At 70.8% G+C, this 11,725-nt stretch carries 8 protein-coding genes and 1 pseudogene; 7 read left to right on the forward strand and 2 right to left on the reverse strand.

Annotation, left to right across the window (positions count from 1 at the left end; genetic code table 11):
• Together AC08OT_RS14520 and glgA are read left to right on the forward strand one after the other, a co-directional pair.
• A pseudogene (locus AC08OT_RS14520) lies at positions 1–839 on the forward strand (GlgC family sugar phosphate nucleotidyltransferase); the annotation flags it as partial.
• Positions 840–904: 65 nt separating this feature from the next.
• On the forward strand, positions 905–2,140 hold the full coding sequence (glgA, locus tag AC08OT_RS14525) for a glycogen synthase (RefSeq protein WP_476594129.1): 1,236 nt from the start codon (positions 905–907) through the stop codon (positions 2,138–2,140).
• A gap of 22 nt (positions 2,141–2,162) precedes the next feature.
• Here glgA and rfbB read toward each other — a convergent pair whose 3' ends face one another.
• On the reverse strand, positions 2,163–3,167 hold the full coding sequence (gene rfbB / locus AC08OT_RS14530) for a dTDP-glucose 4,6-dehydratase (RefSeq protein WP_476594130.1): 1,005 nt from the start codon (positions 3,165–3,167) through the stop codon (positions 2,163–2,165).
• Between the two features lie 458 nt (positions 3,168–3,625).
• On the opposite strand from rfbB, the gene AC08OT_RS14535 reads away from it, so the two are divergent.
• Together AC08OT_RS14535 and AC08OT_RS14540 are read left to right on the forward strand one after the other, a co-directional pair.
• Positions 3,626–5,239, forward strand: coding sequence for an ABC-F family ATP-binding cassette domain-containing protein (locus tag AC08OT_RS14535; RefSeq protein ID WP_476594131.1), 1,614 nt, complete (start codon positions 3,626–3,628; stop codon positions 5,237–5,239).
• Between the two features lie 38 nt (positions 5,240–5,277).
• Entirely contained in the window at positions 5,278–6,303 is a 1,026-nt protein-coding gene (locus AC08OT_RS14540) for a cation diffusion facilitator family transporter (protein WP_476594132.1), read from the forward strand.
• Here the strand turns inward: AC08OT_RS14540 and AC08OT_RS14545 are convergent.
• Positions 6,211–7,743: a hypothetical protein gene (locus tag AC08OT_RS14545; protein ID WP_476602915.1), complete on the reverse strand. Its 1,533-nt coding sequence runs from the start codon at positions 7,741–7,743 to the stop codon at positions 6,211–6,213. The two genes, AC08OT_RS14540 and AC08OT_RS14545, sit on opposite strands and share 93 nt — an antisense overlap.
• A 646-nt stretch (positions 7,744–8,389) precedes the next feature.
• Here AC08OT_RS14545 and AC08OT_RS14550 point away from each other — a divergent pair.
• From AC08OT_RS14550 to AC08OT_RS14560, 3 genes are all read left to right on the forward strand, one after another.
• Positions 8,390–8,608 (forward strand): helix-turn-helix domain-containing protein, encoded by a 219-nt coding sequence (locus tag AC08OT_RS14550; RefSeq protein ID WP_248840730.1) that lies wholly within the window; start codon positions 8,390–8,392, stop codon positions 8,606–8,608.
• 2 nt (positions 8,609–8,610) lie between these two features.
• The gene (locus AC08OT_RS14555; RefSeq protein ID WP_476594590.1) at positions 8,611–9,432 is read left to right on the forward strand and encodes an enoyl-CoA hydratase/isomerase family protein; all 822 of its coding nucleotides are present in this window, start codon (positions 8,611–8,613) and stop codon (positions 9,430–9,432) included.
• A gap of 204 nt (positions 9,433–9,636) precedes the next feature.
• Positions 9,637–11,580, forward strand: coding sequence for an ABC transporter ATP-binding protein (locus AC08OT_RS14560; RefSeq protein WP_476594589.1), 1,944 nt, complete (start codon positions 9,637–9,639; stop codon positions 11,578–11,580).
• Positions 11,581–11,725: the final 145 nt, after the last annotated feature.

An 11,725-nucleotide genomic window follows, 5' to 3' on the forward strand; every position in this document is an offset into this window, starting at 1 on the left:
GGATGGACCCGCGGCAGATGGTCGCCCAGCATCTCGACAGCGGAGCCGGCGTCACCGTCGCCGGGCTGCGGGTACCGAGATCCGAGGGCCGGGCGTTCGGGGTTATCTAGACGGCGCCCGACGGCCGCACGATCGAGGCGTTCCTGGAGAAGCCCGCCGATCCGCCGGGTCTGCCGGGCAGTCCCGAGGAGACGTTCGCCTCGATGGGCAACTACGTCTTCTCGACGGACGCGCTGATCGACGCCCTGCGCAAGGACGCCGCCGACGAGGACAGCGTCCACGACATGGGCAGGAACATCATCCCGATGCTCGTGGCCCAGCGGGCGGCGGCGGTGTACGACTTCGCCGGCAACGTCGTCCCGGGCACGACGCTGCGTGACCGCGGCTACTGGCGCGACGTCGGCACCGTCGACTCGTACTTCGAGGCGCAGATGGATCTGTGTGCGCTCGACCCGGTGTTCAACCTCTACAACCGGGAGTGGCCGATCCTCACCAGCATCCCCTCGCTGCCACCGGCGAAGTTTGTGCACGATGGCCTGCAGCGCACCGGCACGGCCATGAACAGCATCGTCAGCAACGGAGTCATCATCTCCGGGGGCACGGTGCGCTCGTCGGTGCTGTCCCCGGGAGTGCGGGTGAACTCCTGGGCCGAGGTCGACCACACGGTGCTCCTGGACAACGTGGTCGTCGGCCGGGGCGACGCCATCCTGGACAAGAACGTGCACGTGCCGGCGGGCGCCCAGGTCGGGGTGGACAAGGACCGGGACCGCGCCCGCGGCTACACCGTGAGCGAGCAGGGCGTCACCGTCGTCGGCAAGGGCATCACGATCGCCGACTGAACCGGCCGCCATCCCCCTATCCGCCCGCACCCGTCCCGTCACGGCACCGTTGGGAGAGACCGCACATGCGCGTCGCCATGCTCACCCGGGAGTACCCCCCGGACGTCTACGGCGGGGCGGGTGTGCACGTCGAGTACCTGAGCCGGGAGCTCGCCCGGCTGGTCGACCTCACCGTCCACCGCGAGGGGCCGGCGCCGGGCGGCGGGGCACCGGGCGGTGGGCCCGCGGGTGCGGTGCCGTCGACCGGTGCCGTCGACCGGCCGGTGGTCGAGAGGGCGGGTGCCCCGGGCGTCGCCGCGGTCGCGGCGTACCGGAGCTGGGCCGCGCTCGCCGATGCGAACGACGCGCTGCGGACCGTGTCGATGGACCTGTCCATGGCCGCCACGGCGGCCGGCGCGGACGTGATCCACTCGCACACCTGGTACGCGAATCTCGGTGGCCATCTCGCCGCGCTGCTCGGCGGCGTCCCGCACGTAATGACCTCGCACTCGCTGGAGCCCCGGCGTCCCTGGAAGGCCGAGCAGCTGGGCGGGGGCTACCGGGTGTCGTCCTGGTGCGAGCGGGTCGCGATCGAGTCGGCGGCCGCCGTGGTCGCGGTCAGCGCGGGCATGCGCGCGGACATCCTCGATGCCTACCCGGCGGTCGATCCGGCCCGCGTGCACGTCATCCGCAATGGCATCGACACCGACGAGTACCGTCCGGGCACCGCGACCGACGTGCTGGAACGCCACGGGGTGGACCCGGATCGGCCGACGGTGATCTTCGTGGGGCGGATCACCCGGCAGAAGGGGTTGCCGGTGCTGCTGCGGGCGGCGGCGGCGATCGACCCCCGGGCGCAGCTCGTGCTCTGTGCCGGGGCCCCGGACACCCCTGCGCTGTTCACGGAGATCACCGACCTGGTCGAGGGCCTGCGCGCCGGCCGCGACGGCGTGGTCTGGCTGCCCGGGATGCTGACGAAGCCGGAGGTGATCCAGCTGCTCAGCCATGCCACCGTGTTCGTCTGCCCGTCGGTCTACGAGCCGCTCGGCATCGTCAACCTGGAGGCGATGGCGTGCGGCACCGCGGTCGTCGCCTCCCGGGTTGGTGGCATTCCCCAGGTCGTCGACGACGGCGTCACCGGTCTGCTGGTGCCGCCCGACGACCCCGGCGCGCTGGCCGGGGCCGTCAACGAGGTGCTCGCGGTCCCGGTCCGGGCGGCCGCGATGGGCCACGCGGGCCGGGACCGGGCCGTCACCGAGTTCGGCTGGGCTGCGATCGCCGAGCGCACCGCGCGGCTGTACGCGTCGCTGACCGGCGGCTGACGGCTCAGCTCGGCTGGGGCTGTCAGCTCGTCCAGGCCGTTTCGGAGACCGGGGAGCGACCGAGCAGCGGACGCCACCAGGCTTCGTTCTCCTTGTACCAGGCGATGGTCGACCGCATGCCCTCGGCGAAGTCGATCAACGGCGCCCAGTCCAGCTCGGTCCGCAGCTTGGTGGAGTCCAGCAGGTAGCGGCGGTCGTGCGAGGGACGGTCGGGCACGATCGTCTTCAACGACGCGGGCAGACCGAGCTCGGCGAGCACCGTGTCGGCGATCGTCTCGATGTCCGCCTCGACGCCGGATCCGACGTGGTAGGTCTCGCCGAGCCGCCCGCGGTCCAGAACCGCGTCGATCGCCCGGCAGTGGTCCATCACGTGCAGCCACTCGCGCCGGTTCGTGGTGGAGGCGTACATCGGGAGCGACTCGCCCTGCAGCGCCCGGGTCACGAACAGGGGGATGACCTTCTCCGGGAACTGGTAGGGACCGTAGTTGTTCGAGCAGTTGGTGATCGTCACGGGGAGGTTGTAGGTAAAGCCATAGGCGTGTACGGCGTGGTCCCCGCCGGCCTTCGCCGCGTTGTAGGGCGTGCGGGGGAGGTAGGGGGAGTCCTCGGTGAAGGCGCCGGGGTCGTTGAGGTCCATGTCGCCGTAGACCTCGCAGGTGGAGATCTGGTGGAAGCGGGCCACCCCGACCGTGCGGGCCGCCTCGAGCAGGGCCTGGGTACCCATCACGTTCGTCGAGAAGAACTCGCCGGGGCGAATGATCGCCAGACTGTTGTGCGACTCGGCGGCGAAGTTCACCACCACGTCCACGGAGTGCTCCCGCAGCACCGACTCGACGAGCTCCTGGTCACGGATGTCGCCGTGGACGAACGTGACGCGGTCCGCGACGTCGGCGAGGTTCTCCCGGCAGCCGGCGTAGGTCAGGGCGTCGAGCGCCACGACCGCGTCCCCCGGATGCCGCGTCCGCCAGTAGCGGACGAAGTTCGATCCGATGAACCCGGCGGCTCCGGTCACGAGGAGCGTCGACATGGTGTGCCTTTCGATCGGTGCGCAGGCGCGGCGACGCCTGCGGCTGGGCGGTGGACGGACGTCGTCCATGTTCTCGTGGCGGGCGGGCACCGGCCTGGCCGGCGCGCGGCCACCCGGACGACGGCGGGTGACCGTGGGCGCACGGGCACCCTACGCTCTGGCGCGTGGCGGGCCTGCCCGAGGGCTAGCCGGCGGCCACAGCGGCCTATGCCCCCCGTACTCTTGAGGTCATGAGCATCGTCGTATCGTGATCGTCGCGTGCCCGACCGTGCCGTCCTTGGTGGGCACAGTGCGCGACCTGCCCTGTGCCCGACCTACCCCGTGCCCGACCTCGGTCGTCCCGGTTCGCAGTGCTCTGGTGGGGTCCCCGCCGTTGTCCGTGTCAACCCGACGTCGCCGGTGTAACGCTCTGACGCTCGCCCGGCGTTGTCTGGAAGCCCGAAAGAGGCCCTACCTCGATGATCATTGTGTCCGAGCTCGAACTGCGTGCTGGAGCCCGCACTCTGATCGAGCCCGTATCCTTCCGGGTGCAGCCGAACGACCGGATCGGTCTCGTCGGGCGCAACGGGGCCGGCAAGACGACGTTGCTGAAGGTGCTTGCCCGGGAGGGGCTGCCGTTCGCCGGCACCGTCGACCTCCGGAGTGAGATGGGTTACCTCCCCCAGGACCCGCGTACCGGCGATCTGGCCGACACTGCTCGTGATCGTGTGCTGTCGGCACGTGGTCTCGACGTTCTCCTGCGCGAAATGGAGAAGCTGCAGCTGGAGATGGCCGAGCTGGTCGACACCACGGCGCGGGACGCGGCGATCCGCCGCTACGGCAGCCTGGAGGAGCGATTCGGGACGCTCGGCGGTTATGCCGCCGAGGCGGAGGCTGCCCGGATCTGCTCGTCGCTGGGCCTGGCTGACCGGGTGCTCGTCCAGCCCATCGGCACCCTGTCCGGTGGGCAGCGGCGGCGGGTCGAACTCGCTCGCATCCTGTTCGCCGGGTCCGGCAACGCCGACGCGACCCTGCTGCTCGACGAGCCGACGAACCACCTCGACGCCGACTCGATCGGGTGGCTGCGGGACTTCCTGCGCGCTCACACGGGTGGCCTGATCGTGGTGAGCCACGACGTCGACCTGCTCGACAAGTGCGTGAACAAGGTCTTCCACCTCGACGCCAACCGGGCCACCCTCGACGTCTACAACGTGAACTGGAAGACCTATCTCAACCAGCGCGAGCTGGACGAGCGTCGCCGTCGCCGGGAACGCGCCAATGCCGAGAAGAAGATCGACTCGCTGAAGGCGCAGGCCGACAAGATGCGCGCCAAGGCGACCAAGGCGCGGGCCGCCCATCAGATGGACCGGCGGGCCGAGCGGCTCGCGGCCGGGCTCGCCGAGGCGCGCGTCGCCGACCGGGTAGCCAAGCTGCGCTTCCCGGACCCGGCTCCGTGCGGCCGCACGCCGCTGACCGCCACCGGACTGTCGAAGTCCTACGGCTCGCTGGAGGTGTTCACCGGCGTGGACCTCGCGATCGACCGCGGCTCGCGGGTCGTGGTCCTCGGGCTGAACGGTGCCGGCAAGACCACGCTGCTGCGCATCCTGGCGGGCCAGGAGGCGCCCGACGTCGGTCAGGTGCATCCCGGTCATGGTCTGCGTCTCGGGTACTACGCGCAGGAACACGAGACGCTGGACACTAGCCGCTCGGTGCTGGACAACATGCGGGCCGCCGCGCCGGGGGCGTCGGACGTGGAGCTGCGTCGCATCCTGGGCGCGTTCCTGTTCAGCGGAGACAGCGTGGAGCAGCGCGCCGAGACCCTGTCCGGCGGCGAGAAGACCCGCCTCGCGCTCGCCGGACTGGTCTGCAGCTCCGTCAACGTCCTCCTGCTCGACGAGCCGACGAACAACCTCGACCCCGCCTCGCGCGACGAGGTGCTTGCCGCGCTCGCCACGTACCGGGGCTCGGTCGTCCTGGTCACCCACGACCCGGGGGCCGTCGAGGCACTCGACCCGCAGAAGGTCCTGATGCTGCCGGACGGGGTCGAGGACAACTGGTCACCCGATCTGGCCGAGCTCATCACCCTGGCTTGAGCAGGAACCCTGCCCCGGGAACGGAATGGAGAACCTTTGTGAGTACGCAGGGCGGCACCAAGGCGGTCATGGCGGCACTGATCGCCAATCTGGGTATCGCGGTGGCGAAGTTCGTCGCGTTCCTGTTCACCCAGTCGTCGTCGATGCTGGCCGAGTCCATCCACTCGGTGGCCGACTCCGGCAACCAGGGCCTGCTCCTGCTCGGCCAGAAACGTTCCGTCCAGCCGCCGGACGAGGAGCATCCCTTCGGGTACGGGCGGGCGCGTTACATCGCCGGCTTCCTGGTCGGGATCGTGTTGTTCAGCGTCGGTGGGCTGTTCTCAGTGTATGAGGGCGTCGAGAAGCTGCGCCATCCGCATGAGCTGGAGAGCGGGCTGGTCGCGGTCGTCGTCCTGCTGACCGCGGTGCTGCTGGAGTCGTACTCCTTCGCGACCGCCATCCGCGAGTCGAAGAAGACGAAGGGCGACCAGTCCTGGTGGCGGTTCATCCGGGAGGCGCGGACCCCGGAACTGCCCATCGTCCTGCTGGAGGACCTGGCAGCCGAGCTGGGGCTGATCTTCGCGTTGCTCGGGGTCGGGCTGACCCTGGCACTCGACGACCCGATCTGGGACGGCGCGGGAACGCTGGCCATCGGCGTGCTCCTGCTGATCGTGGCCGTCCTCGTGGCGACCGAGGCGTACGGCATGCTGGTGGGCGAGGCCGCCGCCCCGGGAATGGTCGCCACCATCCGCGGCACGCTCGCCGCCGCCCCGGGCGTCGCCACGGCCATCCACCTGCGCACACTGCACCTCGGGCCGGACGAGCTGCTCGTCGCCGCCAAGATCGGTATCGGGGCGGAACTGGCGATGCCCGAGGTGGCCGCCACCATCAACGGCGCGGAGGCGGCGCTGCGGGCCGCGGTGGCGGTTCCGCTGCGCATCTTCCTCGAGCCCGACATCCTCCGCGACGAGCCGGGCCGACGACGGGATCCGTCAGCCGGTGCCGTCGGCGAGGCAGAGCCGCAGCGCGAGCGCGCTCAGAACGCCGAGGGACATCAGTACCACCGGCAGGTTTCCCGCTCGTAGCTTGTCTCCGGGCAGCTCCGGTCGGGGACGAGGCGCCACCGCGGCCACCAGTAACCAGGGGAACACCGGCAGCCAGGAATCTTCGACGTCGCCATCGGCCAGCCCGAGGACCGTCGCGAACAGCATCGTCGCGCCGGCCCCCACCAGCAGCGGCCAGCCCGGGGTCAGCCGCAGGCGGCGCGCCGCCCGGATGAGAACCGGCCCGCAGACGAGGACGACCACGGTCAGGTCCACGACGATCCAGGCCAGCGTGCCGGCGAGCCCCGGCCGTGGCGCGCTCGCCAGGGCCAGCCCGTCGGGCCAGGAGAAACCCCACGCGTAGAAGAGCCACAGCGGCAGGAGCGCACCCAGACCGGTCATGACATTGAGGATCGGGCGACGGCGGACGAAGTAGGCCGCGGCGACCGCCACGCCAAGCCATACCGGGGCGTAGCCGAACAGCCCCGCGAGGCCGAGCAGCAGCCCGCTTGCCAGCGCCCACCACATCGAGCGCCGACCCGGTTCGCATCCGACCACCCCCACCGCGACGGCCAGGGCGGCCAGGGTAGCCGTGACGGCGTCCGGGGATGCCGCCGTCCATCCGCTCCACGGGGCCAGGACGAGGACGGGGACCAGGCGTCGGGCGGCCGTCTCATGGCACAACGAGCGCACCGCGATCGAGACGGCGGGGACGACCAGCGCGCCCAGGGCGGTGAACAGTATCCCGATCGCGACCGCACCGTGCATCCCCACCCTGATGAGCACCCAGACGGTCAGGACGGGGCCCGGAGGATGCGTCGGCAGGACGGCCGTGGTCCCCGCCGCGGCGTGCGCGGTGGTCGCGGTGTAGGTGGCGAGGAAGCCGAGCGGATCGTCACCGACGGCCTTCGCCGCCGCCAGGAGATCCGCCGGGATGCGAAGATCCGCCGTGATCTCCCCGGGTGCGACCAGCGCGAGCGTGCCGCTCCACGCCAGCGATCCGACGTAGCCCAGGACGAGCAGGGCGGTCCAGGGCAGCCTGTTCACCGGGCCGGTCGCCGTGGCCGGGGTGTTCGGGGTGGTCGCCGTGGCCGGGGTGGCCGGGGTGTTCGGGGTGGCCGGGGTGTTCGGGGTGGCCGGGGTGTTCGGGGTGGCCGCCGGGGGGGTGGTCGAGGCCCACCAGGCGGTGAGGGCGACCACGACCACGGCGATCACGAGCGGGACCAGGACGAGGGAATCGAGACGGGGAGCCCACCCGCCGCGCAGCGGCGGGTCACCGATGTCCAGATCCAGGTCGCCGGTGGAGACGAGGAACGTGCCGATGAGACCGCAGGCCACCAGGATGAGCCACAGCGCCGCCTCGCCGGCCTCGGTGCGCCCGGCGGACCCCGCCCAGGGCCGGGACAGGCCGCCGCGCGGTCCGGGCAACCGGCTGGAGGCGGCGACAGCGGTCGGGTCGGAGGCGCCGTCCGTCGCGCTCACCGGTCCGTACCGAGGCAGGCCGCGTAGCTGGGCACCTTCGGTGCCGACCCGGAGATCATCACGTCACCGACCACCGCTGCACGGTAACGAGTCCGGTCCGCTCCCAACGCCGGAGTTCCCCCGAGCCGGATGCCGGAGGTGCTGGCGGGGGCGCCGGCAGGGGTGCGACGAGCCGTCCGCGATCTCGTCGGACCGGGCCTCAGCACGGGAGCGGGCCGGCCCCGACGGGGTGGACAACCGGTGTCGGATGTGAGGAATCAGTCGAATTGATCGGCCGCGTTCGCGGTCCGTCGGCTCGCTCTGTACAGTGATCGACTGATGGTCGTACCTGCAGCGTTGCATCGAGAGAAGATCTTGAGCGCGAAGATGGCGATGTTCGTGGCGACGCGCCGATGCTGTTGTCGGGCCGCGTACCGGGGATTGGGGACACTGATCTCGGTAGCACCCTCGGCCAGGCGCGCCTGCTGCGCCAGCGGGTGGGTGCGACCCGTGCCATCGCTGGTGACCGCCGGCGTGGAGGAAGGAACGCGAGGGCACGGTCATGCACCGGCGCCGCGTGTGATGGATCACATCTGCTTCGAGTGGCGCGTTTACTCAAGCTGAGTGAAGATCGGTTCGCAGATCATCGAACACGGAGGGGGCCACGTTGGCCGAGCTCAGGAAAGGAACCCGGATCACCGGCGCCGAGCGGGACAAGCTTGCCGCCGAACTTCGGAAGAAGTACGAAGGTGGGCAGAGCATCCGCCTGCTCGCCGAGTCCTCTGGTCGTTCGTACGGGTTCGTCCACCGGATCCTCTCGGAGTCGGGTACGACCCTGCGCGGCCGGGGTGGTGCGACCCGGGGCACCAAGAAGAAAAGCTCCTGATCATGGCGGTCCCCGCCGCCGCTGTAGCGGCGGCGGCGGCCGGACTGCACGTGCGGGTCGCCGGGCCTCTCGTCACGATCTGGATGACGGATCCCGGTGATACCGGCGGGGCCGGCTCGTTCCCGGCTCTCGCGTCGGCGCTGGCCGGCGAACTGCGGCGGTTGACCGGTGAGGTCCGGGTCCTGGTTGTCCGGATGGGTCATCGCCCCCCACCGGCCGCTGACCTTACCGACCCCGCACCCCGAGTGGGCGAGGAAGGGCCCGCGGACGCCGTGGGGCGGTTGTCCCCGGCCGCGGGATATCGCGCATGGCGCGACGCGATGGGGCGGGTCTCCGATCGGTCCGACCTGATCAGTGTGGCCGTCGTGGACACGACGGTCGGCGACCTCGGTCTCGCGGTGACGGTCGCCTGCGACCTGCAGGTTCTCGCCGAGGATGCGCGCTTCCGGCTGACCTGGGCGCGTGACGGCCTCCTGCCCGCGGCCGGTGCCATGGGTCGGCTGGTCGAGCTCCTCGGCTACGCGAATGCCCTGGACCTCTGCCTGACCGGCCGCGAGCTCGCCGCCGACGAAGCGGCCAGGATCGGGCTGGCCCAGCGGGTCCTGCCGCGTGAGCTGCTGGACGAGCAGGTCGGCGTGCTGGTCGCGGCGCTCCTCGCGGTTCCCCGCGACATCGCGGCCGAGATGAAGGCGCTGATGCGCGGCGTGCGGCGCTCCCGTCCCGCTACCCGCTCCGACCGTCTCGACGAGCGGGCCGAGGACGAGGCCTGGGAACGCGTCGTCACCGCCCGCTCCGCTGCCGGTGACGACCCCGCGGCGGGGTGACCGGCAGCCCCGACCGGCTCCTGCGCCGGCTCCGTACCGGCTGTCTCCCGCTTCGGCATCCGTTTCGCTCCGTGCCGTGCCAAGCTGCAGCCAGCACGCCTGACGAGCCGCACCCGCCGCGGGAATGCCCGTCCGCAATTCCTGCTTACATCGTTACGTAGTAAGCACTACGTAACACAGTAAGCGCCGCCGCCAGGAGGGCTGATGCGACCGGGAATGGATGGTTGGTCTACGATGCGTACCTTCCAACAGGACCGTTCGGTCACCCGGACCTCGCTGCGGCCCGGTACCCTGCGCAGGATCGTCGCCTTCGCCCGTCCCCATCGGCGGCAGCTCGCCTACTTTCTCGCGCTCATCGTGCTCAGCTCGGCTGTCGGTGCGGTTGTTCCGCTGATCCTCAAAACGATCATCGATGACGGCATCGTGCGCCACCGGGTGGGGCTCGTGCAGGCGCTCGCCGCGGTCGTCGCGGGCCTGGCGTTCCTGGACGCTGGTCTGTCGCTCGCGCAGCGCTGGTTCTCGGCCCGGATCGGCGAGGGTCTGATCTACGAGATGCGCAGCCAGGTGTTCCGGCACGTGCAGCGCCAGCCGCTCGCCTTCTTCACCCGGACCCAGACCGGGGCGCTCATCAGCCGGTTGAACAACGACGTGCTCGGCGCGCAGTCGGCGTTCACCAACACGCTGTCGTCGGTGCTGTCGAATGTCCTGTCCGCCGGATTCGTGCTCGCCGCGATGCTGGTGCTGTCCTGGCGAATCACCCTCGTGTCGCTCGTGTTGCTGCCGGTATTTATTATTCCGGCCCGCTTGTTGGCGCCCCGCCTGGCCAGGCTGACCCGGGAGAGCTACGGGTTGAACGCCGAGATGAACACGACGATGACGGAACGATTCAACGTGTCCGGAGCGATGCTCGCGCAACTGTATGGTTCGGCGGAACGGGAGGACGAGAACTTCCGCGTTCGGGCCGGGCGGGTGCGTGACATCGGGGTGACCCAGGCTATGTACGGCCGCATATTCTTCGTCTCGCTCACCCTGGTCGCCTCGCTCGCGACCGCGATCGTCTACGGGATAGGCGGTCGGTTCGCTGCCCAGGGCAGCCTGGAGGTCGGCACCCTGGTCGCGCTCACGGCCTACTTCGGACGGCTGTACGGGCCGCTCACCCAGCTCTCCAACGTGCACGTCGACGTCATGACGGCGCTGGTGTCCTTCGAGCGGGTCTTCGAGGTGCTCGATCTGGAGCCAGCGATCGCCGACCGGCCGGGCGCCGTCGATCTGCCGGCCGGCGCGACGACCATCGAGTTCGATCATGTCGGTTTCCGTTATCCGGCCGCCGGCGAGGTCTCCCTGGCGTCGCTGGAGTCGGTCGCCGTACTCGACCCGCGGGTGCCCACGCCGGTGTTGCACGATGTCACCTTCCGGGTCGAGCCGGGGCAGGTGATCGCGTTGGTCGGCCCGTCCGGAGCGGGCAAGACGACGATCAGCCAGCTCGTTCCGCGCATGTATGACGTGCGGTCGGGGTCGGTACGCATCGGCGGGCACGACGTCCGCGATCTCACCCTTCGGTCCCTGCGGTCCGTCGTCGGTGTGGTCACCCAGGACGCGCATCTGTTCCACGACACCATCCGCGCGAACCTGGCCTTCGCCCGGGCGGACGCCTCGGACGAGCAGATGTGGACCGCTCTGGGCGCGGCGCGGATCGGGCTGCTCGTGCGCTCCCTGCCGGACGGCCTGGACACGGTCGTCGGTGACCGGGGCTACCGCCTGTCCGGCGGGGAGAAGCAGCGGCTGGCCATCGCCCGGCTGCTGCTGCGCGAACGGCTGCTGCTGCGCGAACCGGGCATCGTCGTGCTGGACGAGGCCACCGCGCATCTCGACAGCGAGTCCGAGGCCGGCGTGCAGCAGGCGCTGACCGCGGCGCTGGTGGGACGGACATCCCTGGTCATCGCGCACCGGCTGTCCACGGTGCGTGACGCCGACCGCATTCTGGTGGTCGACGACGGGCGGATCGTGCAGAGCGGGACCCATGAGGAGCTGCTGGCCCGCGGCGGGCTCTATGCCGAGCTGTATCGGACCCAGTTTGCCCCGGCCCCGGCCGTCGGTGCTGAGGCGGGGTGGGCCGAAGGGGCCAGTGCCCCACCGGTCGGGGTCTGACTCCTGGGCCACACCCGGGCGCGCCACGTTCGGGCGGCCGGCGTCGCGCCGACCCGACAGGTGGGCGGCGACAGGCAGTGGTCCGCGGCGGGAAGGCCGCGGAGCACGGCCGCCCGTCGCGGCGACACTGAGAGCCTGTCCTGGA

This window comes from Frankia sp. CgJB1 (genome assembly GCF_977947065.1).

What these genes read in the sequence shown, in the direction of transcription:
- glgA (WP_476594129.1), top strand. Translation starts at nt 905, where the DNA reads ATGCGCGTCGCCATGCTCACCCGGGAGTACCCCCCGGACGTCTACGGC.
- rfbB (WP_476594130.1), bottom strand. Translation starts at nt 3,167, where the DNA reads ATGTCGACGCTCCTCGTGACCGGAGCCGCCGGGTTCATCGGATCGAAC.
- AC08OT_RS14535 (WP_476594131.1), top strand. Translation starts at nt 3,626, where the DNA reads ATGATCATTGTGTCCGAGCTCGAACTGCGTGCTGGAGCCCGCACTCTG.
- AC08OT_RS14555 (WP_476594590.1), top strand. Translation starts at nt 8,611, where the DNA reads ATGGCGGTCCCCGCCGCCGCTGTAGCGGCGGCGGCGGCCGGACTGCAC.
- AC08OT_RS14560 (WP_476594589.1), top strand. Translation starts at nt 9,637, where the DNA reads ATGCGACCGGGAATGGATGGTTGGTCTACGATGCGTACCTTCCAACAG.